Below are 26,015 nucleotides of genomic sequence, written 5' to 3'. Positions count from 1 at the left end.
GGCGATGGGGGACTGGTCGCTTATCGGCGTCCGCTTCGCGCTCTACGTGACGCTGGCTGCGCTGTTCGGCCTTGCCGCATTCAGCCTTTATGGACTGCGGACACGCGAGCGTGGCGACGCGCTCGCGCTACGCCCCTGGCTGGTCGCCAGCGCCGCCCTGAGCCTGCTGCTCTCGGCCGCCTGGGTCGTGCTGATGGCGTCCTCGATGGCGGGAACGCCGGCGTGGCCGGTCGATCGTGAAGCGGTCGGTGCGTTGCTCACCGGCTCGGCGATCGGGGCGGCATGGAAGCTGCGCATGGTGATGCTCGCCCTCGCAGCGCTGGCGGCGCTCGTCGCGGGCGGGCGCGGCATCTGGCTGGGCGCGGTTGCACTCTGCTCGGCCGTGGCGCTGGCGACGCTGGCGTGGACCGGACATGGCGCGATGGATGAAGCGGCGATGGGTTGGGTCCACCTCATCGCCGACATTCTCCATCTGATCGCCTCGGGCGCCTGGGTTGGCGCACTACTGGGGCTTGTCCTGCTCGTCTCCCGACCCGCGGCACGCGTCGATTCGGCCCATCTGGGGCTGACGCACCGGGCGTTGCATGGGTTCGGTGCGGTCGGGACGATCGTGGTTGGCACAATCGTCGTCACCGGCCTGGTCAATGGCTGGATGCTGGTCGGGATCAACAACCTGGCCGCGCTCCAGACGACCCTCTACGGTCAGCTCCTGCTCACCAAGCTGGCGCTGTTCGCCGCTATGCTGGGGCTCGCCTCGCTTAATCGCTTCCGGCTCACCCCGGCGTTCGAGCGGTCAATCGCGGCGGACGATCATGGGGGCGCCCTCGCCGTGCTACGAACAAGCCTAGCGGTCGAAACCGCGTGCGTCGCCGCGATCCTCGGGCTGGTCGCCTGGCTCGGGACGCTCGCGCCGCCTGCATCGGCGATGTGATGCGCTGCCGGGGAGCCCTCGCGGTCCCCGGTCCGCAAGGCGGTCGCGCCTGATGGGTCAATCGATCCTGCTCGACGAAACGGGGAAGATGCTGGTCGTGGCCGGCCTGATCTGTGTTGTGCTGCTTGTGCCGATGATGATCGTCGGGCTGATAATCAGCATCATCCAGGCGGCGACGTCGATTAGCGAACAGACGCTGAGCTTCGTGCCCAAGCTCATTGCGCTCGGAGTGTGCCTGGTGGTGTTCGGGAGCGCGGCGATCGAGCTGCTGACGAAGTTCACGGCCGAGCTATTCGCCGTGATTGCGACGATAGGACGATAGCCCGCCAAGCAGGCCGCGCGGGCGGTCGGACCGCCCGCGCGGAGCACTGTTAGGCCGCCATCCGATCGCAAGCGTCGGCGCACTTGCGGCACGCCGCCACGCAATCCTCCATGCCGCCAAGCGCTTCGCAGCTCGCCGCGCACGCCCGGCAAATCTCGGCGCATTCGCGGCAGATATGCTGATGGTGGGCGGACTTGCGCGCCATGAAGTCGATCGCGACCGCGCAAATCTGCGCGCAGTCGGCCATGATCTTCATATGCTCCGGCGCGGCGTGCTGGCCGCCCATTTCGAGGCAGTGGTTCATCGCCATATGGAGACAGGTTACATGGCATTCGTGGCAGGCGTCCATGCACGCCTTCATGCCGGGGTCGATCTGGTGCATCGGTCATCTCCGTGTGAGCCCCCGCCTGCTCCTAGATACGCGCGCCGCGCGATCACCCCTTGCCGCGATCTCCGTCGGTCGGGGCAAGGCTACATGGCCCACCGACCGAACAGCGTCGCAACGATGATGCCCGCGCCAAGCATGACGAGCGTCAGCACCGTCATCGCGGCAATCTGCGGCGTGGTCACGCGCGTGGCCGTCGCCATGCCGCTCATCCCTGCCATCGCGTCGTGTCCCATGTCGGGCAGCGGCGTGGCCAGCCGGTCTGCGCCAACTTCGTGTCCACCATGCCCCAGCGCGCGTACCGTGCCCATCCCGTGCTTCAATCGCACGCCGACCAGCCAAAGGTTGATCGGATAGGCGACGGCGAACCCGACCAGCGTCGCCAGCGACATGACGCCCCAAAAGCGAAGCGAGCTGGCGTGCATCGCGGCCATGTCGCGGCTCATCAATATCACCATCGTCGGGATCATCCCGGCCATGACGGCATTCATCGAAAGCCATTCGGGGATGAACGACATGCGAAGCGCGCCCCAATAAGAACCGCCCGCCATGTCGCGCATGAACAGTGCCTGGAAAATCAGCAGCCCGAACGCGAAGCCGAACACATATTCCGCGATCACGTCTTGCCACATCGGTAGGCCCAGCGCCGTGGTGATCGCGGCCGCGGCGATCACCCCGGTCGCGTCGCCCGCCATGCAATGAATGGCCGAGCCGAACGCCTGCTTCCAGAGCGGCCGAACGAAGTCTTCGTGCCGCTCGTCTGCCGGCTCCTGGCAGGACAGGACATAGGCCGCGGCCATGATCGGGCCACCATAGAGCGTGACCAACAGCCACCCCCATTTCATCACGCGCAGCTCGGGGTTGCGGGTGAAGGCATCCCACGCGACGTAGGCGACCGAAAGGGCGGTCAGCACGAACCAACCGACCAGCACGGCGTAGAGCCAGGGGGCCGGGGAAGGCATCGTCACGGCAGCTCTCCTCTACTGTTAGAGGATACGCGGCTTCCGGCTCTAGCCCTCGCGCGGGCGTATCAGGCGAGTTTGCTCGATACCGCCTTGATCGCTTTCAGCCCCGATCCGAACCGGGCGATGGCCTCGCGGTTCTTCTCCAGCTCGCCATAGGGAAGATAGGCTATGTCGAGGTCGGCGACGCGGCTGAATGCGGGCCGCTGCAACTGCGCACGAACGTCCGCCTCGCGCGCGTCGGGCGCGACGAGGAACAGCCCCGCGGTCGCCTGAAGCTCACTGCCGCTCAAGGCCAGGTCGAGCATCCTGACGATGCCCGAATAGATCGAGGTGGAATGCTCCACCTCGAACGCCGCGGCGACGTGATCGCCGGCCTTCTCAAGCCATAGCACGTCGATCAGCCGGATGGAGTCCGCGCCCTTCGACGTCGCGATCGTGTCGGGCAGGCGCTCAAGGCATCCTGCGCCCAAGGGCGATCCGTTGAAGGCTCGGCTGCGGTCGTTCGCGGCGATCCACACGTCATAGCCGAGCGCCAGCCCTAGATCGCGAAGCCAAGCCTGGATCTCGGTATGGGTGCGCTCGTTCTCGCCCTCGCGCTGCGCGGCCTTGCTGAGCGTGCGGGCTTCCTCGCGCGCGGCTTCAAGCCGCTGCCCCCAGCTCGCCAGTGTCACCCCGCTCACGTCGAGGGGCGGGGCCGGATAGCGATCGGAGCCGATGTCGAACAACAGCCCGCCGATCGCGCCCAGGTCGTTTGATAGCAAGTCGCGGAAGCGGTCATTGAGGTCGAGGATGCCGGTCCGCATCGCCAGGAAGTGTTTCCAGCTCCCGAGCTTCACGTTGGCGCCGGTCAGCGCGTTGTAGCCCTTGACGATCGCGGTGTTGAAGGGCGGCACCAACGTCGGGTGAAGGAAGTAGAGCAGGTTGGCGACAGCCGGGCCGAGCCCCTTGATCTTCAAGAGGTCGATCGCGTGGATATGGCCGATGATCTCCTCGGCCGTGTCGCAACACGAACAGGCGTCGAGCAAGCGGCCGAACGCGCGTTGGTTCTCCGGGCTTTCGTAGATGTCGGGGATGCGCAGCTTCGGCTTCCAGAGAAACGCATGGTCCGCGCCTTTGAAGATCTGGCGCTGTTCGGCGACGGAGTGGACCACCGTTTCGAGCGACGATCCACGGTAAGCGACGCCGAAGGTGCCGTGCTCGATCTCGCCGACGACCTGGGTGATGCCGCGCCGGATCGAGCGGAAGTTTTTCAGCCGCTCATCCCATAGGAACCAGCTCCGATAGGTCGCGCCTGGGTCATCGCGCCAGCGGGCAATCAGCCGACGGACAAGGCCGTCGTGACTGGTGCCAGTGAAATGAATATCGATTTGCGCTGCCATACGTCCCCATTCTGTCCCGCTCGCCTAGGCGAGCGGGACATAGGCCTAAGCGGCGGGCGTTATGGCGTCGAGAGCTTCTAAGATTCTGAAGTAATTGCTCAGATATAAGACGCTTTAAGCGCTATTACCCGAACTGCGCTGACCGAGTTGAACGATCGATGGTTGAGTGCAGGCCACCTTGCAGCTCCACGTCGAAACCAAAACAACCAGCGGCCGAACCGATAACCTATCTTGATGACCTGCAACGAATCGCGGATGGGGGTTGTTTAGTTCTTGGCGGCAGCCCGGCCATACCAATAGCTTCCCATCGTCAAGCTCGTGTGAGGAAGCGAGAAACGCAGGGGAGGGTAGGGTATGCCGAAAGTCGAACAGTACGTCGGCATGGTGGCGCTCGCGTGGGCGCTTTGCGCCCAAAGCGCATGGGCTCAAACCGTCGATCCGGACGAGGGCGCTCTTCAAGGTACAGAGGCGGCGACCGCTCCTCAAAGCGTCGAGCAAACGAGTGCCACTCAGGGGGATATCGTGGTCACCGGAACCCGCCGCGCGGACCTACGGGCTGCCGACGCCGCTCTGCCGATCGACATCATCTCAGGTGAGAGGCTCACCCGGCAAGGCAGTTCGGACATCAACGACGTGCTCCGCGCTGAGGTGCCCTCACTGAACATTCAGCGGTTTGTCAGCAACGATGGCGCAGTCTTCACCCGCCCGTTCTCGCTGCGCGGTCTGCCGCCCGACCAAACACTGGTCCTCGTCAACGGCAAGCGGTTCCACCGGGGCGCAACCGTCCAGTTTACAAACATTCCTTACATCCGCGGGTCGCAGGGTCCCGATCTGAGCGCGATCCCCTCAATCGCCATCGGCCAGCTTGAGGTACTGCGCGACGGTGCCTCTGCCTTGTACGGTTCCGATGCAATCGCCGGCGTGCTGAACTTCCGTCTACGGACGGAGCGCGAAGGCGGAACTCTGATCGCGCGCTACGGTCAATTTTATGAAGGGGACGGCCGCGACTTCCTGGTCCAAGGCAATGTAGGTTTGCCGTTCACCGATGCCGGCTTCGTCAATATCAGCGGCGAGTATGTCAATAGCGATCCGACGTCCCGCGGTATTCAGCGAGCCGACGCGCAAGCCCTAATCAACGCCGGCGTGCAAGGAGTGCCCGTTCCGGCGCAACGCTGGGGGAACCCGCGGGTGGAAGCGGCGAGGATGTTCGTCAACGCCGGTGTCGACCTGTCTGACTCGCTGAAATTCTACACATTCGGCAACTACAGTTGGAGCACAGGCGACACCGAGTTCTTTTACCGTAATCCAAACTCGAGCTTCATCGCCACCAGCGTTCCGCTTACCACTGCACCCGGCGGCGCTCGTTTCAGCTTTCGCGAACTGTATCCGGGCGGTTTCACTCCCACTTTTGGGGCCACTGTGACCGACGCATCCCTGGTCGGTGGCCTGAGGGGAGAAGCCAGTTTTGGACTTACCTACGACCTCAGCGCCTCTTTCGGGCGCAACACGGCCAAGTATCGGATCTTCGACACCGTCAACCCGTCGCTCGGCCGGGCCTCTCCAACCGACTTCCGACCTGGCAAGCTCGAGCAGCGCGAGCTGAACTTCAACCTGGATCTCGCCTATCCTCTCGATCTCGGCCTTGCTGAACCGTTCACGCTCGCCGGCGGCGGCGAGTGGCGTCGCGAGACGTACGAGATCACGGCTGGCGACATTCCCTCTTACCAGATCGGACCATTTGCGTCCGTCATCGACCCGGATACGGGACGGCGTACCGGCCTGCCGGTCGGCTCGAACGGCTTTCCGGGCTTCAGTCCCACCCAGGCTGGGGTTTTCTCACGAAGCAATTGGGCCGTCTATTCCTCATTGGAAGGCAATCTGACCAAAAGGCTTCAATTCGGGCTGGCCGGGCGCTTTGAGGATTTCACCGATTTCGGCAGCCGTTTTACCTGGAAGGTGAATGCGCGTGTCGATCTCATCGACGAGTTCGCCGTCAGAGGCTCGGTGAATACGGGATTTCGTGCGCCAACTCCTGGCCAGTTCAACTCCTCGCAAGTTCAGACGAATATTGATTCGGTAACGGGAGCGCCGCTTACGTCGGGCATTGTCGCTCCGAGCAACCCCGTCGCGCAGTTTTTTGGAGCGACCTCGCTGAGACCCGAACGCTCATTCAACATAGCAGGTGGCGTGGTCGTCACTCCCGCCCGCCGGGTCACGCTCACCGTGGATTATTTCAACATCAAGGTCGAAGACCGCATCGCGGTTTCCGGCAACTTCAACCTCTCCCAAGCGCAACGCGACCAGCTTGCCGCTCTCGGCATTCCCGGAGGAGAGTCTTTCCAGCAGGTGAGCTTTTTCACCAACTCGTTTGACAGTCGCACTCAAGGCGTCGACGCCGTGCTGACGGTAGGCTTTGACCTCCCCGGTGGGCAGGGCACCTTCGGCGTCAACGCGAACTACACGGATACCAAGGTCGTCCGAGCAACTCCGGTGATCGCGGCCGACCGCGAGCGGATACTGGAGCTGGAGCGCTTCATCCCGAGGTGGAAGGGTAACACGTCCTTCAATTATGAGGGTGAGCGCGTAAGCTTTCTTGCTCGGGCCAATTATTACGGAAAATGGACCGACTACGGGGCGATAGCTTCTGCTGACCAGACCGGCGGTGCCGAGATACTCGTCGATCTTGAAGCGTCATATAAGCTGACCGAGATGTTCCGCGTCGCGGTCGGAGCCGAGAACGTCTTCGATAACTATCCGGACAAGGAGCGTCGCCCGTCCCAGATCGCCAACGGCATCCGCTATCTGCGGTTCGCGCCGACCGGCTTCAACGGCGGCTTTTGGTACGTGCGAGGTACGGCAAAATTCTAGTCGAGCGCTCCGCCTGTGCGGCTCGAAACGAAGGCCGTCCGATGTTCCTCCAAGACGGCGATGAACGCCTTTGTCACCTGTGACATCGGCCTCAGACTCGACGTGAACAGCATGTACTCGAACAGCACTTCCGGCCTGAATGGCCGGACGATCAACCCTCGCTCAACATAGTCGTGGGCCGTGATGGGATTTAAGATGGAGCAGCCGAGCCCCTGCAATACCAGAGCACAGATCGTCATGGCGTATTGCGTCTCGATGACCACTTCGCGCTGCACACCCGCGTCCTCGAAAACTCGGTCGATCCGATGACGGGTACGGTCCTCGAGCGCGAGCGAGATGAAGGGCTCGCCCTCCAGGTCGGGCGGCGTGATCACCGCCCTGTCCGTCAGCGGATGGCCGGTCGGCAGCACGCAGGCTCCTGCACATCGCAGGAACGTCTCCATGGCGACTCCAGGCATCTCGCGCGCCGGAGTTGCCAGACCGATATCGAACTGCCGGTTCGCGATCCATTGCCGCACCGTAGAGGAGCTTCGGGTCTGGAGTTGCACCGTCACGCCCGGATAACGGCTTCGAAAGGTGCGAATGACAGCGGGCAGGAAGCTGACGCCCAGCGCAGGCAAGGCTGCCACGCGCAGGGTCCCGGCGGAAGCGTTACGGATGTCGGCTGCGGCCTGTTTGAGTGCGGCGATTCCAGCGAAGTTGCGCTCCACTTCAACGAGAAACAGGTCGGCCTCGGGGGTGACCGCAAGCGCCACGCCCTTGGAGCGGGTGAAGAGCGGGAATCCGAGCTGATGCTCAAGATCGGCGAGGAGCTTGCTTACGGCCGGTTGGGATATGTGAAGCGCGACCGCCGCCTGCGTGACCGATCCCGACAGCATAACCGCGCGGAACGCTTCCAACTGACGCAAATTCATTCAGGGCGCTCCGCGGCTATTCCGTACGCTTATAGCCGGACCGCTCGGCTGGTTCGCAAGACATGACTTCGGAACGGCCCGTCCAGCTCCGATCAAAGCGCCCTCTGAAGTTAGAGACGCCAGTCAAGCCAGCCTATCTGTCGCCGCGGCAGCCTACATCCGGTGCTAGCCGCGTAGATGGAACGGTATGCCGACACGTTCCGGGTTCTACTAATCGGCTGCCTTCAAAAACCCTTGCAACATCGGACCTCTAAAAATGAACAACCTAACCGCGGGCGCTGGGGAAACGAGCGCCGAAGATGACATCGTCTCCGACCTAACAGCGCTGATCCACTCGACCTCGCCGTCCGCTCAAGAAGCCGGCGTTCTGAACCCGCCCGTGCATCGGGCGACGACCATCGTCTATGATAACGTCGAGGCCTATATCGACCGGCATAGCCGTCTGTATGACGGGGTGACCTACGGCCTGTATGGGACCGAGACCACCTTCGCTCTCGCGTCGGCGATCGCCCGGTTGGAACGGGGGCACCAGACGGTGCTCACTTCCTCTGGCACCTCTGCGATCACGCTCAGCCTTTCCGCCTTTCTCCAAGCAGGCGATCACCTCCTCGTGATCGATACCGTATACCGCTCAACCCGTCGGTTCTGCGACGAGGTGCTGAAAAGCTACGGAGTGGAGGTGTCATACTTCCCTCCCGCGATCGGCGGGGACATCGCTTCGCTGATCCGACCCAACACGCGCATGGTCTTTCTGGAAACGCCTGGGTCGCTCACGTTCGAGCTTGTCGACGTCGCTGCGATCACCGCAGTCACGCGATCGCGCGGCATCGTCACAGCGCTCGACAACACCTGGGCGACTCCGCTGCTCTTTCGGCCGATCGAGCACGGGGTCGACATCTCCATCGCCTCCGCCTCCAAATACCTGTCCGGCCATTCGGACGTGATGCTCGGTGCCATGAGTGCGGCGTCAGATGAGATTTATAGGCGGCTGAAGGACACGGCGGCACGCTGGGGGAGCTCGGCGAGCCCGGATGATTGCTACCTCGTCCATCGCGGCCTTCGCACACTCGACGTTCGGCTGGAGCGGCACCAGCGAACGGCGTCGGAGCTGGTGGCCTGGTTCCAAAAACAGCCGGAGGTGCGGAAGGTGCTCTATCCTTCGCTGCCGACCTCTCCCGACCACGGGATTTGGAGCCGCGATTTCGAAGGGGCCTCAGGCCTTTTCGGCGTGTTGATGAACCCGATGTCTTCTGCGGAGCGCTCGTCGTTTTTCAATGGGTTGCGCCTATTCAAACTGGGGTCGAGCTGGGGCGGCTTTGAAAGTCTGATGGTCCCGGCGTGGCCGCTGCCGGCGCGCAGTTGCTCGGAGATCGAGGAAGGCTCCCTGATCCGTGTGCATGCCGGTCTTGAGAGCGGACCCGATCTCATCCACGATCTTGAACAAGCGTTCGCCCGCCTCCGGTCAACTGCCCAGGCCGTATGATGATCACGGCCTACCCACATTTGTGTGCAGCTGCACGAGCATCCTGGCGCCTGCCCGGCGAACTTTGCTTGGCTGCGACGCTCTCGGGATTGAAGCCTCTCCAGAAGGACGGCCCGATGGGGAAAGATAAGGCCGCGCTCTTCGTGGCGACGTCCAACAGCTATAAAAACCTTGCAGATGCGGCGAACGCGACGTGAGGCGACCATCAGCGCCCGACTCGTTGCTGCGTCGCGAGATCGGCAGGATCGGCGTGGCGACGATCGCTATGAACGGCGTCGTCGGCTCCGGGATCTTCGCTTTACCGGCGGTGGCAATCGCCCAGGCCGGCTATTTCAGCCCGTGGCTGTTCATCCTCTGCGGCGTTCTGATCCTTACCGTCGCCTTGTCCCTGGCGCGAGCGGCAAGCTTCTTCGATACCACCGGCGGTCCGATCGTTTATACGACCCACGCATTTGGACGTTTCGTCGGCTTTCAGACCGGACTGTTGATCTATGTGAGCCGGGTCGCTGCAATTGCGGCGAGCGCCAACCTGATCGTCAGCTATGCGGTGCCCTTTTGGGCTCCATTGTCATCAGGATTTCCGCGGACGATCGCAATCAGCTCTTATATCGCGCTTGCAACGGTTCTGAATGCGGCCGGGGTGCGCGCCGGGATGACGGCAGTTTATGCGATCAGCATCCTGAAGCTGGTGCCTTTGTTGCTTCTGATCCTAGTCGGTTTGCCAGAGGTTGAGTGGGGGCTGGTGACTAGCGCGGACGGGTTGGAGCCTGAGCCGCTCGGGCGAACCATGCTCGTCTTGCTCTACGCATTCATTGGTTTCGAGTTCAGCTTGATCAACGCAGGCGAAACGCGGAACGCTCGATCGGAGATACCGCGGGCGTTGGTGACCACCGTCGTTGCGATCGCCATCTGTTACGCTCTGATCCAACTCGTCGCCGTATCGGTCGGTCCCGACCTGGGGAATAGCGATCGGCCGCTGGTGGACCTAGCCAGTCGCCTCATGGGTCCACTAGGCGCGCTGGCGCTCGGCTTAGGCGTCATCTTCTCGATAGGCGGTGGAAGCCTGACGTCCCTACTAACTGCGCCACGGCTCACTTTTGCTCTTTCGCGGGACGGTACGCTACCGGCGTGGTTCGGTGTCGTTAACGATCGAACCAATGTACCCGTCAACTCGATCCTGTTCTGCGGGGCGTTCAGTATGGTGCTGGCCCTGGGCCAGCACTTTATCTGGCTCGCAACCCTCAGCACTTTCGTGCGCCTGTTGACATACGCCTTGTGCATCGCCTCGCTACCCTTCATCGAGAGGAGTGTTCCTGAGCAAGCTGGGCAGTTTCGTCTTCCCGGTCGCCTCTTGATACCTATCGTGGCCTTTGTGTTCACGCTATGGCTGCTCGGCCAGTCGACTGGTCAGCACCTTCTCATAGCTGGTCTCATCGTTTCGTTGGGAGCGATCATCTTCTGGTTTTGCACGCGCAGTCGGTAACGCAACCGCCGTTTTTCCTTCACCCGGAGTTAGAGTCCGACCCCAAGAGTGAGGATCCCCCGGTTTCTCAGCCAGGTCGAGGGTGAGTACCGAAACCGTCCAGCGGGTGAGAACCGTCGTACAAATCTTCACGCACTTCGTGCGTCACAGGATGACCTGACAGCTTCTTATCAGCAACTTCAGCAGAGCTGTGATTTTCATCTTTCGTTCCGGGTGCGCCTGACTCATAGAATGGTCATGCCGATCGCGCGTGAACATCGCTGGCTTTACCCGATCGACTGGCGCGAGTTGTCCAGCCTGATCCGGTTCAGCCGCGCCAAGGGACGGTGCGAGCATTGCCGTCGGCCGCACGGCCGGGACGTGCTGCACCTCGGCGATGGTATCTGGTGGGACGAGGATACAGCGACCTGGCGCGACGGGCAGGGCAGGGGGCTTCGCCGCCTGCCATCGCCCGACGAGCTGGCGCGTGTGCAACCCGGGTTGGCTGGCATCGACCCGCCCGCACAAACGCGGATCACGCGCGTGGTTCTCGCCAGCGCGCACCTGAACCATGATCCCGGCGATAACCGGCCGCGCAACCTGGCCGCGCTCTGTCAGCGTTGCCACATGGTCCACGACGCGACCGAGCATCGCCGGCGCCGGTGGCTCAACGCATTCCGGGTGCGCGCAATCGGCGACCTGTTCGCCTGACTGCCGGGCCGCAGACCCGGTCCCAAGGGTTGGGTGGGTGGGACAAAGACGCAGCCGTCGAACAGACGGCCTCTGCTACGCCGTCGGGCCTAGCGAGCTGCGCCCGCCGGGAATATGCCGGTAGAGCGTCGACGGCTGCACCCCGAGCTGCGCGGCTACCTCCTCAACGGTGATAGTTGGATCGGCGAGCATGGCTTTGGCGCGCTTAATCTCGGCTGGCCCCATCGCCGGCTTGCGCCCGCCACGCCGTCCTAGCGCCTTGGCTTGAGCAAGCCCGGCATGGGTGCGCTCCAAGGTCAGCTCGCGCTCAAACTCCGCCACGGCTGCGAAAACGTGGAACACAAGCCGCCCGCCAGGGCTCGTGGTGTCGATCGCCTGGGTAAGCACGCGAAGGCCGATCTCGCGCTTGGCGAGATCTTCCGCCGTCTCGACGAGCTGCCGGACGGAGCGCGCGAGCCGGTCGAGCTTCCACACCGCCAACGTGTCGCCGGCGCGTAGATAGTCGAGCGCCGCCTTCAATTCCGGCCGATCGCGCTGCGCACCCGATGCTTTCTCGGTGAATACCTTCTCGCATCCGGCCTGACAAAGCGCGTCGAGCTGAAGGGCAGGGGATTGGTCCCTGGTGGACACGCGCGCATAGCCGACTAGCAAGGGGCTTCTCCGAAAACTCAACGCAACCTATCCGGATTTCGGAGAAAGAAACAAGACACAGTTGTCGGAAGCTAGATGAGCCGTTTTAGCGGCCTCGGTCGCGATCGGTGCGGTCCTCTCGCAATCGACCGTTTACGCGAGACGGGGTGATTGCAGCACCTAGGCAGTCGCATGTTGGTCGAGCAAGTCGATTACGGCCTTCTCGCCCGACTGACCGATGTTCAGAAATTTGTGCCCCCTTCACGCTCGCGGGAAGGCGTCGCCCGATTCAGGCCTGATCGGCGCAGAAGCTGCCGCGACCGTTGCGGAACGCGCCGACGACGTTGCCCTTATCCCAATGGCCGGAGAGGATGCCGCGCCGAGTGACGCTCCCGACGGGTTTGCGGCGCGCGGCGAGCAGCCGCGCGCGCCGCGTGTCGCGGTCGACCAGCTCGCCGGTGATGAAGTCGACGGCGGTGCGCAGCGGCCTCATGCGGGCCGCCACTGTTCGACCAGCGCCACCATCGCGTCGCGATAGCCCCAGGCGTCGGCATAGACGGTCGGTTCCTGCGCGAGATACGCCATGACGATCAGCATATCCTCGGCGATGATCGCGTCACAGTTGCAGAGGTGGAGGATCGGGAAGTGGCCATTGTCCGGGCCGTTCCACCACGCCAGCAGGAAGTCGGCCGCGCGCGCGGCCTGGCCGGTGTCGGACCCTGCGACGACGATCAGGCGGGCGACGGCCTCGCCGACTTCCTCGAAGGCGACGGCGCGGATGGCGGGGCGGCGTTGGGGTGGGGACATGCGGGCGGCTCCTGTCAGGGTTTAGATCATCCGGGGAAGGGGACGGGGACAAGCAGGGCGTCCTCAATCGGCGCGACGTCGCGCAGCTCGATCAGCGCCACCTTGTCGGTTCTCTCCGCTCCAATGGGGTCGAGATAGACATAGGTGTGATCGGCAAAGACGGGGCTGCACAAGCGCCAGATGACGCCGATCCGCCCAACGCGCCGATCGGCGCGGCCGTCATAGGACGCGAACGAACCGACGATCCGGACGCGCTGGCCGATGCGAAGCCAGTTGGGCGCGCCGCGAATGACGGCGGCTTTCTCGTCCTCGGTCAAGGCCGGTCGGCCGATGCCGAACGTCGCGCCCGGATCGCGCGCGATGCGCGCCAGCTTTTCGGCAACCGGCTCGGGCTGCCAGTCACAGACCGGACCCGGCTTCGCCTTGTGCATGTGCGTCGTCGGCTTCGCCCCGAACAGGTCGTGCTGCACGCCCACCAAGCGCCGGTTGAACATCGCCGCGTGATAGGCGCGCCGCCATTGCGCCTCGGGGGTGAGGGGCTTGCGCGCCGGGCCGTCGCGCATCAGCGCGACCAGCTCGTTGAACTCCTCCTCGGTGACGGTCGCGAAGCTCGGATCATAGACCAGTCGCCCCGCGATGCCCCGGCCCTCGTCGGGGCCGGAGTCGTGCGGATCGGTCATGCCGCCTGCTCCAAGTCGGAAGCCGCCTCGATCGCCATGCGGCTCAACAGCCAATCGGCCGCGTCCTGGGCCTGACGGGCGGCGGTGAAAATGCACCGCTTGTCGTTGCGGAGCGCGTGAAGCCAGTTTGCCAGATAGGCGGCGTGATCCTCGCGGTCGTGGAGCTTGATGCCGATCGCGCCGCTGATGAACGCGGCCCCCAGCTCGGCAACCAGTTCCTCGCGGGCATAGTCCTCGCGCTTCGTGGAAATGAGCGAGGGGCGGGCGAGCCGATCGATGTGGCCCGTGGCGTGGCATAGCTCGTGCGCGAGGGTCGAATAATAGTCGTCGCTGGTGTGGAAGTCGGCAAACTCCGGCATGACGACATGATCGCCGCTCGGCTGATAATAGGGCTGCGACCCGTGATGACGGACGGTGACGGGAACGCGGCCAAAGAGCGCGTCCAGCTCGGCGTCCCGCTCGTCGGGATTGGTCGCGGTGATGATCGGTGCGGGGGCCGGATATTTCGCCTCGATGCCGTCGATCTGCTCGGCATTGAAGACGGTGTATCGCTTCAGGAACGCGACCTGACGCTTGCCGTCCTCGCCCCGCTCGCCGCCCTTGGCGTCGTCCACCTCGATCTTGTTGGCATAGACGACGGTCGAGCCCTTCTCGCCCTTCCTGACGCATCCTCCAAGCTCCAGCGCCTGCTTGAAGGTAAGCCAATGCGGGGAGACATAGCCCTTCGTCATGGCGGCAACCCACAGGGTCAGCACGTTGATGCCGCGATAGGGCGCGCCGGTCGAGCGCAGCGGGATATGGGGCGTAGGGGCACCGTTCCACGATTTCGACCAAGGCCGGGTTCCCGCCTCGATCATGGCGATCATCTGATCGGTGATTTCCTGATAGACGTCGGCTCGGTTGTCGGTGATCCGTCCCATCACTTTTTCCTTTCCTTTGAGGCTGAAAGCCGGTCGCAACAGCAACCGGCTCTGCCTTTCCGGCGAGGAACGGGATGGGGAGGGAGAGCGAGAATCTACCGCTGGCGCGGGCGAGCCGCCCTAGCGTGGCCGGCGCCCTGCAGGGCGTCGGGCGCCACGCTTGGCGGATTACACGGGCGGTCGATTGTCGTTCGGGAACGAAAGGGCAGCCGCCCTTGGTGTTCCCCGCGAACGGGGGCGTCCGGGGGACGGCTCCGGTTCGCCGCGAACTCACCTCGCGCCGATCGGCGCGGCGATTGTTGTCAGCAGCGCCGCCAGCTCGGCCGCGGCGCGATCGGCGCGATGCCGTTGCCAGTCGATGCGATGCTCCCGGTGGAAGCCGCCGCGCATGAAGAACGGGTGCGCGTCATCGACCAGGTCGTAGAGCGCGGGGGCAATGGCGAGCCCTTCGGCTGTCGCGACCTGGGCGGCGCGCCGTAGATCATGGCCGATGCGGCGGTTCGCATCGTCGGTGTGGCCGCGCACGATCAGATAGCTTTTCAGCGCCAGCTCGAGCGCGATGGCGAGGCGATGGTATCGGGTCTGAAGCTGACGATCGTCCTCCTGTCCAGGAAGGTCGCGAAGGAAACCTCGCGCATTGGCGGCGAGGGTGCGCGCGAGATCCAGGTCGGGGTGTGCCACGTGGCACACCTCCCGATCGCCACTCATAGCCATAGCCCGCGTAGGCTGTCGTTGAACTCGATACCGAGGACGACGACGCCGGCGACGGTGGCGGCGAGCGCGAAGAGCGCGAGCCGCTTAGGCGCGGCGAGGCGTGGGCCGCTGCCGTGGGTGATGATGGTGGCGACGCCGATCGCGATGCCGAGAACCAGGCCCGGCCCCAGCTCGTAGAGCAGGAGGCCGGGGAGCCGGTTCGGGAGTAGGTGAGGATACGTGCGCACGACGCGACCGAGCAGCACGGCGCCGGCGACGATGGACAGCGCCATGCCCCAGCGGCCGACCAGCATCGCGGTCGGGGAGCCTCGCTCAATCATGGGATCGAGCGCCCCTGCAAACCACGCCCGCCCGCAAGGGCGGTCCGCGCCAGCCTAGCTGATCGTCACCCGCATGGGCGGAAACCCGCTCGCGGGGTTCCGCGGAGCGGCGCGCCAGCACCGCGGAGTAGAGCGCGGGCCGAAGGCAGGCCCCGCCTACTTCTTGATCGTCTCGACGCTGCACCCTTTCGGAACCTGAGCCCTCCGAACCGCAAGTCGGCGCATCCCTTCGTAATCGACCCCCCATAGTCCTGCTCGTGCTGCTGCTGCCTTTTGCATCAAGTCGACATAAGCGCCGCCTGAATAGACCCGGTAATCAACCGCATATCCTTGAGCGACCATCGTTGCGCCAACACTGGCTTTATTCGCGGGAAAGCGACATGCCAGATTCAAACGATCGAAGCTCTTCGGATCGGTCCGACACTGATTTTCACGTCGAAGCGCATAATCGAACATCGATACCGAACAATCCAACCCACCATCGCGCGTCGCCAAATCCAGCAAAGCCCGGCTCGACAGTGATTTCAGGTGCGGCAAGTCATCATCCGGTGCATCGATCCCGACGATACGCACCCGCCCATTTTGAAAATCGACGGTATCCCCATCGATGATTCGCGGACTCGGCGACGTCAGACGGGTTTTCGACGCTTCCGTGATTTGCTCTTTGTTCTGCGAGATCGAATACACCGCGACGATCACGAACGTCACGCCCATCATCCACCGCTGAAATGGCGGCGCTCCCGGGAACAGCTTCATAGGCTCCGGATCGCGCGCAAGAGATCGTTCCAGTCGCCAGCATGGGGCGGCAGCTTGCTGACGAGCTGACGGCCGTTGGCCGTCAGGTGCGGGGTGGCGCGCTCGATCGCGCGCGCCGCCTCGCGCCCATGCTGGCTGTAGATCACGACGGTATGGACGCTCTCGGGGATGGCGATAGCCTGATATCGCTCGATCCCCAGCGCCGGCCATACGAACCGGCCAGGCTCAAGCATGTTCATCACGCTCGCAGCTTCCTCGACGCCTTCGGCGAGGCGCAGGATGCCGTCGATCGGGATGCCGCCCCAGCGGACCGCACCCTGGCCCGGGTTGCCGAGCATCCACTTGGGCTCGGGCATATCGGCCTTGCCGCGGCCGTCAGGCGCCAGAAAGGTCCGATGAATGGCGACGACGCCGGCGTCCTCCTCGATCGGCACGATCAGCGCCGGCGCGAACGCCTTGGCGGCGCCGGCGCCGAACTGGCAGCGGGGATCGAAGCGGATGTTGAGGCCGCTGAGGCTGTCGGGGACGATCGCGCGCGAGCGCAGATAGCGATCGGCGAGCGACCCGGCGAACGGCTCGGCGTGCCGCCATACCGCAAGCGCGACCTTGTTGTGGTCGGCCTTGCTCTCCTGGCGCTGGCCCGGGTCGTGGTCGGCGGGCGCGAGGATCTTGCCCGAGCGCAGCGCGGACATGATCGCGTCGGCGGTGCAGCCGGCGAAGCAATGGAACAGCACGGCCTTGGTCCCGACGCGGATCGACAGGCTCGCCGTGCCGTCGGCGTGGGCCGGACAGCGGCACATCGCGAAATCGCCCTGCCACTTCCCCCCGAGCTGGCGAACGACGCGCTCGGCCTGGTCCTCAATGCTCGCGGTCTGACGCTGTGCCATCTCTGGACACCCTCGTTGAAGCAAGCATACTTGGTACATTACGGTGACATATATCACCAGCGAAAACCTATGGAATCGCTTTTGGCGGGGGCGGCATGGAATGTGAGTTGTTATTGGAGCGGGAGCTTACAACGCACCGCCCCCCCGGCGGTTCGATCACGGACGTTCACGTGTGGCAGCATGAAACCGGGAAATGGCACATCAATGTGCGGGTGAGCTGGCGCGGGACAGCGCTGTTTCATGTGGGACTTTATGATAAGAAGCGGATCAGATTGTATAAAAAGGCTGCCTCTGCCATTCGCCGAATTGTCATAGGCTATGGCTACGATGGTGTCATTGCCGTGCATCCGTTTTGCGGTTTACGCGACGACACGGCTTTCTGAGCGCTCCCGCATCAGTGATGCCTTGAGCACATTTGCAGTGATTTTAGGGGTATACAGCTACAACGCGACGGGTTAGCTTGCCTTTCGTAGTGAAGCGAAACCATGGTGAATCGCTTGAGTAGTGTTTGCGTATCTTGTGCCATGAGACGGCCTGCGCCGCTAAGGTGCCTCGCCTTGCAGCGAGCTAATCGGTTCCCAGCCCGAAAGGGCGGGAGCGCCTAGTGCCGCTCTCCGCCGCAATCATTCTCGGTCTCGCCGCACAATGCGCGCCTAGTGTGGCACCCGAGACGATCGCGGCGATCGTGAAAACTGAAAGCGGCGGCAACGAACTGGCGATCAACGTCAACGGCCTCGGGCGCAAGGTCGCGCAACCGACGAGCGTAGCGCAGGCGATCGAGGTCGCGCGCTTCTATGTCGGCAAGGGCTATTCGGTCGATCTCGGCTTGGGTCAGATCAACTCGCGCAACATGAAGCGGCTCGGGTTGACCTGGGACACGGTTTTCGAGCCTTGCACGAACCTCGCCGCGGCTGCGGCGGTCCTCTCGGGCAATTACCATAGCGTGCGTGCGGGGCTTCACCCCCAGCGCGCGCTCCGCATTGCCCTATCCATGTATAACACCGGGTCGCAGTCGCGTGGCTTCACCAACGGCTATGTCGGGAAGGTGGTCGGCAACGCCGGCGTCGCCGACGGCATCCGACCCGTGTCGGTCCGGGTCGCCGCGACTTCCGGGTCCATCGATTCCGGCCAGGCGAGCGCGGCAACGCAGCTCGCCGAGCTGGTAGCAGAGAACACGTCCGCGCCGGTGCAGCGCCAAGCTGCACCACCCCCACCGCCGCCATCGTGGGACGTGTTTGCGAGGGCGGAATATGAGCGAGCGCGTCTCGCCGAAGGAGAAAACAGATGAATCTCGCATCTTCGATCGGTGGGCCGACGCGCGCCCTCCGATCCAAAGTCACGGCCCGGGTCGAGGCGATGACGCCCCGGCAGCGCAAGGTCTCGCGGCTGCTGTCGATGTTCGGGGCCGTGGCGTTCGCGTCGCTGGCGTCTGCGGAGCCGGCATTCGCGCAGACCAACCTCGAGAGTTTCAGCCAGTCGGTGCTCAACCTCCTGAGCAACGGCCTCCTGCGGACGGTGGCGATCCTCGCGCTGATCGCGGCGGGTTTCGGGTGGCTTACGGGTCGGGTGAACACCGGGGCGCTCGTCACCGTCATCATCGGCATCGCGATCATCTTCTCGGCGCCGTGGATCGTTGGGCAGCTCGCCGGCGGGGCAGGCTGATCGTCATGGACGCGGGGCGCGGGTCGCGCCCCGCTATCGCCTGTGTAGCTCGGAGTAGAATGCGTGGATGAAGACCGGGAAGTGATGGCACGCAACCCGCTGTTCCTGGCGGTGACGCGGCCCGCCTTGTTCGCGGGCATCCCGATCGAGGCGGCGGTGGTGATCCTGCTGGCCTCGGTCATTACCCTGATCGGGACCACGAACCCGATCTATGGCGGCGTCGTGGCGGCCGTCATGTTCGGCATCTCGCGCCTCGTCGTGCGCCACGACGTCAACGCCTTCCGGCTCATCTTCCTGTGGGGCCGCACCAAGGCGGCGAACCGCAACCGCGTCTTTTGGGGCGGGTCCAGCTACACGCCGCTGCCCCTGAAGGGCATCAAGCGAAAGGGGTTCGGCCGCAATGGCTAGGGCCAACCGCCTCTCCGAACAGGTGCCGATGAAGGTCGCACTCAAGGAAGTGCTGCCGACCAAGTTCCTGCCCTATGCGCGGCACGTCACCGACGAAGTGGTGATGCTCGATTCCGGCGCAATCATGCTGACGTTCGAGCTGCAGGGCCGCGCCTTCGAGACCGCGGACGTCCGCGACCTGAACGATTGGCACGCCAAGCTCAACGGGATGCTCCGAAACCTGCACGATGATCGCCTGTCGATCTGGACGCACCTCGTGCGGTCGCGCGTCGAGCAATATCCGGGCGGGAACTTCCGCTCGCGCTTCGCGCGCGATCTCGACGCGGCTTACTTCGCCCGGATGAACAAGGAGCGGATGTTCATCAACCGCTTCTTCGTGACGCTGGTGCTGCGCCCCGCGATCCACGGGGCCGATATTCTCGTCCAGCTTTTCAAGAACAAGTCGAGGGCGACGGCGGAGGCCGATGCGGTCGACGCCGATCTGCTGGAGGCGCTGGAGGACAAGGCGCGCGATTTCGAGAAGCTGATGGATCGCTGCTCGCCGCGGCGGCTGTCGATCTACGGGCATAACGGCCTGAAGTTCTCGGAGACGATGGAGGTCGCGGAAATGGTGATGACGGGTCGGCATCGCCGCGTGCCCGTGATCCGCGGCCACCTGGGCAGCGCCCTCTACCGCCAGCGCGTCGTCTTCGGCGGCGAGACGGTCGAGGTCCGCGACGCCGATCGCAGCGCGTTCGGCGGCATCTTCGGCATCCGCGAATATCCGGCGACCACGACGCCCCGCCAGCTCGAATCCCTGCTGGCCGTCGATTTCGCGTTCGTGCTGACGCAATCCTTCACCTTCCTCGGTCGCGCTGCGGCCTCCGAACGGTTCCGTCTGCGGCAAAAGCAGATGGAGAACGCCGACGATCGCGCCGTCAGTCAGATGCTCGATCTCGTCGAAGCGGCCGACGATCTCATGTCGAACCGCTTCGTCCTGGGCGATCATCACTTCACGCTCGCGGTCTACTCGGACAGCCTCAAGGGACTGCGCGACAATATGTCGATCGCGCGCGCCGCGCTCGCCGACACCGGTATGGTCGCGGCGCGCGAGGGTGCGGCGTTGGAAGCCGCCTATTGGAGCCAGCTCGTCGGTAACTTCGCGTGGCGCGCGAGGCCGGCGCCGATCACGTCGCTCAACTTCGCGGCGTTCTCGCCCTTCCACACCTATCCCGCCGGCCTCGCCACCGGGAATCATTGGGGCGACGCGATCGCGCTGCTCAAGACCAGCGCGCGCAGCCCCTATTTCTTCAGCTTCCACAAGCGCGACCTGGGCCACACGCTCGTCATCGGCCCGTCGGGCGGCGGCAAGACGGTGATCGTCAACTTCCTCATGGCGCAAGCCGAGAAGACGGGCGCGCGCCAGATATTCATCGACAAGGATAAGGGCGCGCAGATCTTCGTGCTGGCCTCCGGCGGCACGTATCTGACGCTCACCAACGGCACGCCGACCGGCTTCGCGCCCCTGAAGGCGCTCGACAACAACGCGGAGGACCGGGCCTGGCTGTCGCTGTGGGTGCGCCAGCTCGTTCGCGCCGAAAGTCGCCCGATCACGGTTCAGGAAGAACGGATGATCGATGAGGGCATCGCCGCGGTGATGCGGCTCCCTCGCGAGGCGCGTTCGCTCGACGCGCTGCGCACGATGCTCGGCATGGCCGACGCGGGCGGCATCGGCGCGCGCTTGGAGAAGTGGACCTCGCGCGGGGCGATGGGGTGGGTCTTCGACAACGCGGAAGACGAAATGAAGCTCGACACCCGGTTCATGGGCTTCGACATGACGGACTTCCTCGACAACGGCGAAATCCGCACGCCGCTGATGCTTTACCTGTTCCACCGGATCGACAAGCTGCTGACCGGCGAGCGGACGATCATCGCCGTTGACGAGTTCTGGAAGGCGCTCGGCGACGATGCGTTCCGGAGCTTCGCGCAAGATGGCCTGAAGACATACCGCAAGCGCAACGCGCTGATGGTATTCGCCACACAGTCGCCGGCCGATGCGCTCAAGAGCGACATCGCGCACTCGATCCTCGAACAGGTCGCAACCCAGGTGATGCTCCCCAATCCCAAGGGAGCGCGTCGCGACTATGTTGAGGGCTTCTCGCTGACCGACGCGGAATACCAGCTCATCCGCGAAGAGTTGTCGCCGGAGTCGCGCAAGTTCCTCGTCAAGCAAGGCCATGACAGCGTTGTGGTCGAGCTGGACCTGACCGGGCTCGATGATGAGCTGGCGGTCCTGTCGGGGCGGGCGGAAACGACGTCGATCGCCGTCCAGGTCGCAGCCGAGTTCGGGCCGGACCCCGCGACCTGGCTCCCCGTCTTCCACCAACGTCGTCGTCCAAGCTGAAGGAGAAGGGACATGCGTAGAATGAAGCTCGCCACCCTCGCGCTGTCAGGATCAGCGCTCATGTTCGCCGGCGCCGCGCACGCGCAGTTCGGCGGCATTGTCCACGATCCCAGCGCCTTCGCGCGCCAGCTCCAAGAGTTGAACCAGGCTCGCGCCGCCTTTGCCGAGACGCAGAAGATCGTCGCGCAGACCCGCCAACAGATCGACGAAGCGCAGAAGCTCTATCGCGACCTCAACAAGGCGACGGACATTGGCGCTCAAGCGCAGCGCCTCAAGAACGACGTGCTGCGCGGCAGCAACGTGTCGTCCAGCAGCCTCGATGGTTATACCAACGGCAATATCGACGTCGTGGGCGGCCTGCGGGGCAAGGCGAACGACGTCTATCAGGACCTGATCGGCCGCATCTCGGGTTCGGCGACGGCCGAGCAGCGCGCCGCATCCGAGCAGGGCGCTCGCGAGGCGGCCGTCACGGCGGGCTTGGCCGGCAACGTCGGCGATGCGGTGTCGAACCGCCGCCTGGGACTGGAAGAGCTACGAAGCCGCCTCAACACCGCGACTTCGGCCGCGGAGCGTGCCGATATGTCGGCGCGGCTCCAGCTCGAACAAGCGCAGATGATGAACGATCAGATGGCTTTGCAGGCGATCGAGATTCAGCGCCGGGCAAAGGTCGAGGCGGACTATCAGCGTAGTCAATCGTCGCGTCGCACGGAAACTCAACAGTTGCTTGAGGCAGGTCGATGAACCGCACGGCCTGGTCAGGCCTCCTGATGCTGACGCTTGCGGGGTGCGGATCGAACAAGACAGCAGCACCGGAAAATGAATTGCGGTCCGACATGCCGGCGCGGACGGTCAGCTATTACGTCGCAAACAACGCCGAAATGAGAGAGATGGACGCAATTTGCGGCACGTGGAGGGCTTCGCAGCGTCCTGTTGCTACTTGGCCGTCAGTAGTATTTCAGAACTGCAATAATGTTAACGGTGCGAAGCAGTCGCTGTCGCACCGGGCGGAAAACGATAAACTACAAAACGCCGGTAAATAGCACTCGGCTAGAGGACTAACATGAGCTTTAGTATCTTCGAGCAAATGTTTACAGCCCTCGACGGTGCCTTAGCCGGCATCATTGCTGTCTATGCCGGAATGGTTGGATGGATTTCGGGTCCGCTTCGTGTCGGCGTCACAATATACATCATCCTGTTGGGCATCGCGGTTCTTCGGGGTGCGGTCGAATACCCTTTCCGGGAGCTTGTATATCGGGCGACGAAGCTGGCCGCAGTCGTCTTCGCGGTAACATCGCTTTATGGAGCTTCTGTCGGGCTCCTAGCAATGGACGGCTTGCCGAGTGAAGTAGCTAACGCGGTCGGGGCTTCAAACGTCAACGGCTTAGGCGACTTCTTCGACGATATGATGAACGGCTCTTTGAGGGCCATCGGACGGATGAGGGAAATCGTTCAAGAACATACCGATCAGGAAGGAACGAACTGGGCCGGCTTCTCGAATAACTGGGACGAGATTATTGCCTGCGAAGTAATCTCGGTCGTGGTAATCATCAGCGCGCTTCTAGCCGCAGCTTTGGGATTTGCGATATGTGCTTTTGCGCTGTTCGCGCTCGCTCTGCTTGCGGCAGTCGGGCCGGTCTTTGTCGCGTCATTACTGTTTGACGCTACCCGCTCGTTCTTCTTTCAGTGGCTGGGAACCATCGTCAATTACGTGGTGCTTGTCGCCTTCGCGCTTCTAGTGACCGTTTTTATTACCAACACCGGCGACGCCTTCATCGACTCGATAACCAACGATGATCCTCTGGTGTTCGCTGCTGCAAAGGCGTTGGGTTTTTATGCGCTAGGATTCTTTTTCTTCCTCCAGATTCCCGGTTTGGCTGCTGGTCTCGGCGGGGGTGGTGCGTCGCTCGCTACGCAGTTCGCCAACGCTGTCGTCACAGCCCCGTTCGCATCGTCCGTGAGAGCAGCGGGCAGTGGGACAGCCTTCGCAGCTCGTGCCGCTTACTCCCGGATACGCGGTGGAAGCGGCGGGACGCTGCGAAACAATACATAGCAGGAGTTCGACATGAAGTTCGGTTCAGCGCTGGCGACTCTCGCCCTGGTGACATTGATCCCCTCGGTTCCTGCAACCGCTGCGAAGGACGAAAAGCTGCCGCGCTGTAGCGGGCGTCAGAAGCGGCCCGCTAATCCATACGGGACGGTCCTGCCGACCGTGCCGCCCAGGAACATGACGTCCGCTGTTGGCCCGGCGAGCGCGCCAGGTGTGCCACGTGGCACACCTGCGCCCGAGGCTGCACCGGCGCCGACTACCAACCTGTTCCCAGCGGAAGGGGCGGCCTCGCCCTCACAGGGGCCGAACACAAGCCGGGCGGGCAAGGTGCCGGCGATCGGCGCGATTGAACCCAGCGCCGGCCCGACGGCGGCTCTGCCAACCACATACGCGAGCTGCTGACATGGCGATCGGGGTCAAAGACAAGGAAGAAGATCTCAAGGCGTATTTCGCGGAAGCGGAGAGCTGGGATCGGGATAGGTTCGTAGCTGCGACCCGCTCGCGCCGCGTCGCTTGGACGGTCGCCGGTGTCGCGAGCGCGCTGGCGATCGTCGGCGTCGGCTCGGTCATGGCGCTCTCGCCGCTTAAGACGGTCGTTCCCTACGTGGTCACGGTCGATCGCTCGACGGGGGCGACGGAAGTTACCCAGGAGCTGCGCGGCGATAAGACGATCACCTATGACGAGGCAATCCGGAAATACTTCCTCGCGGATTACGTCCGCACGCGCGAGGGCTGGATCCCGCAAGCGCGGGAGGAGTTCTATCGCAAGGTGCTGGCGCTGTCGGCGCGCGAGGAACAGAACCGCTGGACCACCTTCTACAAGAAGGACAATCCAGACTCGCCGCAAAACCAGTTCACCGCCAGCGACGCGGTGTTCGTCGCGATCCGCTCGGTCGCGTTCATCTCCCCCAACGTGGCGCAGGTGCGGTTCGTCAAGCGCCTCCAGCGCGATCAGCAGGTGATCGAGACCCCCGCTATCGCGACCATCACTTTCGATGTGCTGTCGAAGCCGGAAACCGAAGCTGGCCGATACGCCAACCCGCTCGGGTTTCAGGTCAAATCCTACCGAGCCGACGTGGAGGTTCCGACACGATGAAACCCGTCCTCCTCATGGCCGCGGCGGCGATCGGCGCGCTCACCGGCTCGTCCGTGCTGGCGCAAACGCCCATCCAGCTCGGCCCCGACCATCGCATTCGCGAGGTCAACTATACCGACGGCAACGTGATCCAAATCCGGAGCGCTTTCCGCACCGCGACGCAGATCGAGTTCGCCCCCGGCGAGGTCATCAAGTTCGTCGCGATGGGTGACACGATCTCCTGGGAGGTCGCCCCGGCCGACAACTCGCTGTTCGTCAAGCCGCGCGAGCGCGCCGGTGCGACCAACCTGATCGTGGTGACGGAGTTCCAAGGCACCAAGCGCAACTACACGTTCGAGCTGTCGGCCGTCGCTGGCGCACGATCGCCGGGGACGTTCTTCAAGGTGCGCCTCCGCTACCCGGTCTATGAGGCGGAACAGGCCCGCCTCGCGGCGCAGCGCGCGCAGCTCGCCGCCGCGCTCGCCGCTCAGAACGGGGCGATCAAGACGGCGCTCGACCTTGGCGTCCTCGAAGGGACACGCAACCTCAACTACAAGGTCCAGGGCGCGACCGCCCTGCAACCGTCTGAAGTCAGCGACAACGGGCAGTTCACCGTCCTGCGATTCCCGAACCAGCGCGAGATCCCCGCCATTTTCATCGTGAACCCTGACGGGAGCGAGGCGACGGCTTCATTCGACGTGCGCGACGAGTTCGTCGTCGTCCACGGCGTCTATCAGCAAATGCGCCTGCGCCGGGGAAAGGTGGTCCTCTGCATCTACAACGAAAGCCCGAGCTTCTACGGCCGCGATCCCAAGTCGGACACGGCCTCCGAAGTCGTAGAGCGCAGCACGACGGAGAACTGACGTGTCCGATAAAAGATTCGACGTCGACGCCACGCCCGATGTGACGGAAATCGATCGCACCGCCGCGGTCGATCGGCCCAACCGCATCCCGTCGCTGAACACGGTCCAGTGGGACAATAAGAAGATGATCGTGGGTGCCGGCCTCGCCGGCGCGGTCGTATTCGGCGTGCTGTCGCTCGTCACCGGCGTTGGAGGCAACAACCAGGTACAGCAAGCGCAGAAGAAGGCCCCGCCCCCTGCGGCCGAAGCGCCTTACGATCCGAACTCGGTGATCGCGCCGACGCTCGCGACGGCGCCGCGCGATCCGAACGCACCCGTCCAGCTCACCGGCGAACAGGTGCCGGCGATCGGCCCCGACGGTCAGCCGATCACGCCCTATGCGTCGAACACGGGCCAACAGGGGCAGCTCAGCGCCCGCCAGGCCGAAGCGCAGCGCCGGGCGA

The 26,015-nt window shown here is 63.9% G+C and carries 30 protein-coding genes and 1 pseudogene; 18 read left to right on the top strand and 13 right to left on the bottom strand.

Annotation, left to right across the window (positions count from 1 at the left end; translation table 11 throughout):
* The first annotated feature begins 4 nt into the window (after window positions 1-4).
* Together copD and GO308_RS17730 are read left to right on the top strand one after the other, a co-directional pair.
* Complete coding sequence (copD, locus tag GO308_RS17735; protein WP_240886350.1) at window positions 5-931, top strand: copper homeostasis membrane protein CopD; 927 nt, start codon at window positions 5-7, stop codon at window positions 929-931.
* A 52-nt stretch (window positions 932-983) separates the two neighbouring features.
* Window positions 984-1,253: a flagellar biosynthetic protein FliQ gene (locus tag GO308_RS17730; protein ID WP_240886349.1), complete on the top strand. Its 270-nt coding sequence runs from the start codon at window positions 984-986 to the stop codon at window positions 1,251-1,253.
* A 49-nt stretch (window positions 1,254-1,302) separates the two neighbouring features.
* Here GO308_RS17730 and GO308_RS17725 read toward each other — a convergent pair whose 3' ends face one another.
* From GO308_RS17725 to GO308_RS17715, 3 genes are all read right to left on the bottom strand, one after another.
* Window positions 1,303-1,635 (bottom strand): four-helix bundle copper-binding protein, encoded by a 333-nt coding sequence (locus tag GO308_RS17725; RefSeq protein WP_240886348.1) that lies wholly within the window; start codon window positions 1,633-1,635, stop codon window positions 1,303-1,305.
* An 89-nt stretch (window positions 1,636-1,724) separates the two neighbouring features.
* Complete coding sequence (locus GO308_RS17720) at window positions 1,725-2,600, bottom strand: DUF4396 domain-containing protein (protein WP_240886396.1); 876 nt, start codon at window positions 2,598-2,600, stop codon at window positions 1,725-1,727.
* A gap of 68 nt (window positions 2,601-2,668) precedes the next feature.
* On the bottom strand, window positions 2,669-3,982 hold the full coding sequence (locus GO308_RS17715) for a type II restriction endonuclease (protein WP_240886347.1): 1,314 nt from the start codon (window positions 3,980-3,982) through the stop codon (window positions 2,669-2,671).
* Window positions 3,983-4,336: 354 nt separating this feature from the next.
* Here GO308_RS17715 and GO308_RS17710 point away from each other — a divergent pair, with 354 nt between their 5' ends.
* The gene (locus GO308_RS17710) at window positions 4,337-6,850 is read left to right on the top strand and encodes a TonB-dependent receptor (protein ID WP_240886346.1); all 2,514 of its coding nucleotides are present in this window, start codon (window positions 4,337-4,339) and stop codon (window positions 6,848-6,850) included.
* On the opposite strand, the gene GO308_RS17705 is transcribed toward GO308_RS17710, so the two are convergent.
* Entirely contained in the window at window positions 6,847-7,764 is a 918-nt protein-coding gene (locus GO308_RS17705; protein ID WP_240886345.1) for a LysR family transcriptional regulator, read from the bottom strand. The two genes, GO308_RS17710 and GO308_RS17705, sit on opposite strands and share 4 nt — an antisense overlap.
* Window positions 7,765-8,020: 256 nt before the next feature.
* Here GO308_RS17705 and metC point away from each other — a divergent pair, with 256 nt between their 5' ends.
* The 4 genes from metC to GO308_RS17685 all read left to right on the top strand — a co-directional run bounded on the left by metC (window position 8,021) and on the right by GO308_RS17685 (window position 11,420).
* Complete coding sequence (metC, locus tag GO308_RS17700) at window positions 8,021-9,247, top strand: cystathionine beta-lyase (protein ID WP_240886344.1); 1,227 nt, start codon at window positions 8,021-8,023, stop codon at window positions 9,245-9,247.
* Entirely contained in the window at window positions 9,247-9,444 is a 198-nt protein-coding gene (locus GO308_RS17695; RefSeq protein WP_240886343.1) for a hypothetical protein, read from the top strand. The genes metC and GO308_RS17695 overlap by 1 nt, the downstream gene beginning before the upstream one ends.
* Window positions 9,445-9,497: 53 nt before the next feature.
* Window positions 9,498-10,730 carry an APC family permease gene (locus tag GO308_RS17690; protein ID WP_240886342.1) on the top strand — a complete coding sequence of 411 codons (1,233 nt, stop codon included), beginning with the start codon at window positions 9,498-9,500 and terminating at the stop codon, window positions 10,728-10,730.
* Window positions 10,731-10,967: 237 nt separating this feature from the next.
* On the top strand, window positions 10,968-11,420 hold the full coding sequence (locus GO308_RS17685) for a hypothetical protein (RefSeq protein ID WP_066478497.1): 453 nt from the start codon (window positions 10,968-10,970) through the stop codon (window positions 11,418-11,420).
* A gap of 75 nt (window positions 11,421-11,495) precedes the next feature.
* On the opposite strand, the gene GO308_RS17680 is transcribed toward GO308_RS17685, so the two are convergent.
* The 9 genes from GO308_RS17680 to GO308_RS17640 all read right to left on the bottom strand — a co-directional run bounded on the left by GO308_RS17680 (window position 11,496) and on the right by GO308_RS17640 (window position 17,134).
* Window positions 11,496-12,071, bottom strand: a complete 576-nt coding sequence (locus tag GO308_RS17680) for a recombinase family protein (protein WP_240886341.1) — start codon at window positions 12,069-12,071, stop codon at window positions 11,496-11,498.
* 268 nt (window positions 12,072-12,339) lie between these two features.
* A complete protein-coding gene (locus tag GO308_RS17675) occupies window positions 12,340-12,543 on the bottom strand; it encodes a hypothetical protein (RefSeq protein ID WP_240886340.1) in 204 nt (67 codons plus the stop codon).
* Window positions 12,540-12,857: a hypothetical protein gene (locus GO308_RS17670; RefSeq protein ID WP_240886339.1), complete on the bottom strand. Its 318-nt coding sequence runs from the start codon at window positions 12,855-12,857 to the stop codon at window positions 12,540-12,542. The genes GO308_RS17675 and GO308_RS17670 overlap by 4 nt, the downstream gene beginning before the upstream one ends.
* Before the next feature lie 26 nt (window positions 12,858-12,883).
* Complete coding sequence (locus tag GO308_RS17665; RefSeq protein WP_240886338.1) at window positions 12,884-13,537, bottom strand: hypothetical protein; 654 nt, start codon at window positions 13,535-13,537, stop codon at window positions 12,884-12,886.
* On the bottom strand, window positions 13,534-14,457 hold the full coding sequence (locus tag GO308_RS17660) for a zincin-like metallopeptidase domain-containing protein (RefSeq protein ID WP_240886337.1): 924 nt from the start codon (window positions 14,455-14,457) through the stop codon (window positions 13,534-13,536). The genes GO308_RS17665 and GO308_RS17660 overlap by 4 nt, the downstream gene beginning before the upstream one ends.
* A gap of 270 nt (window positions 14,458-14,727) precedes the next feature.
* Complete coding sequence (locus GO308_RS17655) at window positions 14,728-15,138, bottom strand: hypothetical protein (RefSeq protein WP_240886336.1); 411 nt, start codon at window positions 15,136-15,138, stop codon at window positions 14,728-14,730.
* A 23-nt stretch (window positions 15,139-15,161) separates the two neighbouring features.
* A complete protein-coding gene (locus GO308_RS17650) occupies window positions 15,162-15,464 on the bottom strand; it encodes a hypothetical protein (RefSeq protein ID WP_240886335.1) in 303 nt (100 codons plus the stop codon).
* 183 nt (window positions 15,465-15,647) lie between these two features.
* On the bottom strand, window positions 15,648-16,247 hold the full coding sequence (locus GO308_RS17645) for a thermonuclease family protein (protein WP_240886334.1): 600 nt from the start codon (window positions 16,245-16,247) through the stop codon (window positions 15,648-15,650).
* A complete protein-coding gene (locus GO308_RS17640) occupies window positions 16,244-17,134 on the bottom strand; it encodes a toprim domain-containing protein (RefSeq protein WP_240886333.1) in 891 nt (296 codons plus the stop codon). The genes GO308_RS17645 and GO308_RS17640 overlap by 4 nt, the downstream gene beginning before the upstream one ends.
* Before the next feature lie 170 nt (window positions 17,135-17,304).
* Between GO308_RS17640 and GO308_RS17635 the strand changes: the two genes are divergently transcribed.
* From GO308_RS17635 to GO308_RS17585, 11 genes and pseudogenes are all read left to right on the top strand, one after another.
* Window positions 17,305-17,517, top strand: a complete 213-nt coding sequence (locus tag GO308_RS17635) for a hypothetical protein (protein ID WP_240886332.1) — start codon at window positions 17,305-17,307, stop codon at window positions 17,515-17,517.
* 221 nt (window positions 17,518-17,738) lie between these two features.
* Window positions 17,739-18,422 (top strand): lytic transglycosylase domain-containing protein, encoded by a 684-nt coding sequence (locus GO308_RS17630; protein ID WP_346769098.1) that lies wholly within the window; start codon window positions 17,739-17,741, stop codon window positions 18,420-18,422.
* A complete protein-coding gene (locus GO308_RS17625) occupies window positions 18,419-18,796 on the top strand; it encodes a TrbC/VirB2 family protein (protein ID WP_240886330.1) in 378 nt (125 codons plus the stop codon). Before GO308_RS17630 ends, GO308_RS17625 begins: the two co-directional genes overlap by 4 nt.
* A gap of 84 nt (window positions 18,797-18,880) precedes the next feature.
* Window positions 18,881-19,204, top strand: coding sequence for a VirB3 family type IV secretion system protein (locus GO308_RS17620; protein WP_066671220.1), 324 nt, complete (start codon window positions 18,881-18,883; stop codon window positions 19,202-19,204).
* The gene (locus tag GO308_RS17615) at window positions 19,197-21,587 is read left to right on the top strand and encodes a VirB4 family type IV secretion/conjugal transfer ATPase (RefSeq protein ID WP_240886329.1); all 2,391 of its coding nucleotides are present in this window, start codon (window positions 19,197-19,199) and stop codon (window positions 21,585-21,587) included. The genes GO308_RS17620 and GO308_RS17615 overlap by 8 nt, the downstream gene beginning before the upstream one ends.
* Before the next feature lie 12 nt (window positions 21,588-21,599).
* Window positions 21,600-22,328 carry a type IV secretion system protein gene (locus GO308_RS17610; RefSeq protein WP_240886328.1) on the top strand — a complete coding sequence of 243 codons (729 nt, stop codon included), beginning with the start codon at window positions 21,600-21,602 and terminating at the stop codon, window positions 22,326-22,328.
* Window positions 22,325-22,627, top strand: a complete 303-nt coding sequence (locus tag GO308_RS17605; protein ID WP_240886327.1) for a hypothetical protein — start codon at window positions 22,325-22,327, stop codon at window positions 22,625-22,627. The genes GO308_RS17610 and GO308_RS17605 overlap by 4 nt, the downstream gene beginning before the upstream one ends.
* A gap of 20 nt (window positions 22,628-22,647) precedes the next feature.
* A complete protein-coding gene (locus GO308_RS17600) occupies window positions 22,648-23,637 on the top strand; it encodes a type IV secretion system protein (RefSeq protein WP_240886326.1) in 990 nt (329 codons plus the stop codon).
* Between the two features lie 400 nt (window positions 23,638-24,037).
* Window positions 24,038-24,730: a type IV secretion system protein gene (locus GO308_RS17595; protein WP_240886325.1), complete on the top strand. Its 693-nt coding sequence runs from the start codon at window positions 24,038-24,040 to the stop codon at window positions 24,728-24,730.
* Window positions 24,727-25,572, top strand: a complete 846-nt coding sequence (locus GO308_RS17590; protein ID WP_240886324.1) for a TrbG/VirB9 family P-type conjugative transfer protein — start codon at window positions 24,727-24,729, stop codon at window positions 25,570-25,572. The genes GO308_RS17595 and GO308_RS17590 overlap by 4 nt, the downstream gene beginning before the upstream one ends.
* Window position 25,573: 1 nt before the next feature.
* Window positions 25,574-26,015 (top strand): annotated as a pseudogene (locus tag GO308_RS17585) (type IV secretion system protein VirB10); the annotation flags it as partial.

It is taken from the genome of Sphingomonas sp. SFZ2018-12 (assembly GCF_022496715.1).
Lineage (GTDB): Bacteria > Pseudomonadota > Alphaproteobacteria > Sphingomonadales > Sphingomonadaceae > Sphingomonas.
Note: the sequence above shows the minus strand (reverse complement) of the source record. Positions and strands in the feature narration are given on the sequence as shown.

Excerpts from the sequence above, each read along its gene's own strand:
- GO308_RS17625 (WP_240886330.1), top strand. The coding sequence starts at position 18,419 with ATGAATCTCGCATCTTCGATCGGTGGGCCGACGCGCGCCCTCCGATCC.
- GO308_RS17675 (WP_240886340.1), bottom strand. The coding sequence starts at position 12,543 with ATGAGGCCGCTGCGCACCGCCGTCGACTTCATCACCGGCGAGCTGGTC.
- GO308_RS17730 (WP_240886349.1), top strand. The coding sequence starts at position 984 with ATGGGTCAATCGATCCTGCTCGACGAAACGGGGAAGATGCTGGTCGTG.
- GO308_RS17590 (WP_240886324.1), top strand. The coding sequence starts at position 24,727 with ATGAAACCCGTCCTCCTCATGGCCGCGGCGGCGATCGGCGCGCTCACC.
- GO308_RS17705 (WP_240886345.1), bottom strand. The coding sequence starts at position 7,764 with ATGAATTTGCGTCAGTTGGAAGCGTTCCGCGCGGTTATGCTGTCGGGA.
- GO308_RS17670 (WP_240886339.1), bottom strand. The coding sequence starts at position 12,857 with ATGTCCCCACCCCAACGCCGCCCCGCCATCCGCGCCGTCGCCTTCGAG.
- copD (WP_240886350.1), top strand. The coding sequence starts at position 5 with ATGGGGGACTGGTCGCTTATCGGCGTCCGCTTCGCGCTCTACGTGACG.
- GO308_RS17615 (WP_240886329.1), top strand. The coding sequence starts at position 19,197 with ATGGCTAGGGCCAACCGCCTCTCCGAACAGGTGCCGATGAAGGTCGCA.
- GO308_RS17605 (WP_240886327.1), top strand. The coding sequence starts at position 22,325 with ATGAACCGCACGGCCTGGTCAGGCCTCCTGATGCTGACGCTTGCGGGG.
- GO308_RS17620 (WP_066671220.1), top strand. The coding sequence starts at position 18,881 with ATGGCACGCAACCCGCTGTTCCTGGCGGTGACGCGGCCCGCCTTGTTC.
- GO308_RS17715 (WP_240886347.1), bottom strand. The coding sequence starts at position 3,982 with ATGGCAGCGCAAATCGATATTCATTTCACTGGCACCAGTCACGACGGC.
- GO308_RS17660 (WP_240886337.1), bottom strand. The coding sequence starts at position 14,457 with ATGGGACGGATCACCGACAACCGAGCCGACGTCTATCAGGAAATCACC.
- GO308_RS17650 (WP_240886335.1), bottom strand. The coding sequence starts at position 15,464 with ATGCTGGTCGGCCGCTGGGGCATGGCGCTGTCCATCGTCGCCGGCGCC.
- GO308_RS17640 (WP_240886333.1), bottom strand. The coding sequence starts at position 17,134 with ATGGCACAGCGTCAGACCGCGAGCATTGAGGACCAGGCCGAGCGCGTC.
- GO308_RS17725 (WP_240886348.1), bottom strand. The coding sequence starts at position 1,635 with ATGCACCAGATCGACCCCGGCATGAAGGCGTGCATGGACGCCTGCCAC.
- GO308_RS17610 (WP_240886328.1), top strand. The coding sequence starts at position 21,600 with ATGCGTAGAATGAAGCTCGCCACCCTCGCGCTGTCAGGATCAGCGCTC.
- GO308_RS17710 (WP_240886346.1), top strand. The coding sequence starts at position 4,337 with ATGCCGAAAGTCGAACAGTACGTCGGCATGGTGGCGCTCGCGTGGGCG.
- GO308_RS17695 (WP_240886343.1), top strand. The coding sequence starts at position 9,247 with ATGATCACGGCCTACCCACATTTGTGTGCAGCTGCACGAGCATCCTGG.
- GO308_RS17600 (WP_240886326.1), top strand. The coding sequence starts at position 22,648 with ATGAGCTTTAGTATCTTCGAGCAAATGTTTACAGCCCTCGACGGTGCC.
- GO308_RS17645 (WP_240886334.1), bottom strand. The coding sequence starts at position 16,247 with ATGAAGCTGTTCCCGGGAGCGCCGCCATTTCAGCGGTGGATGATGGGC.
- GO308_RS17595 (WP_240886325.1), top strand. The coding sequence starts at position 24,038 with ATGGCGATCGGGGTCAAAGACAAGGAAGAAGATCTCAAGGCGTATTTC.
- GO308_RS17665 (WP_240886338.1), bottom strand. The coding sequence starts at position 13,537 with ATGACCGATCCGCACGACTCCGGCCCCGACGAGGGCCGGGGCATCGCG.
- metC (WP_240886344.1), top strand. The coding sequence starts at position 8,021 with ATGAACAACCTAACCGCGGGCGCTGGGGAAACGAGCGCCGAAGATGAC.
- GO308_RS17720 (WP_240886396.1), bottom strand. The coding sequence starts at position 2,600 with ATGCCTTCCCCGGCCCCCTGGCTCTACGCCGTGCTGGTCGGTTGGTTC.
- GO308_RS17685 (WP_066478497.1), top strand. The coding sequence starts at position 10,968 with ATGCCGATCGCGCGTGAACATCGCTGGCTTTACCCGATCGACTGGCGC.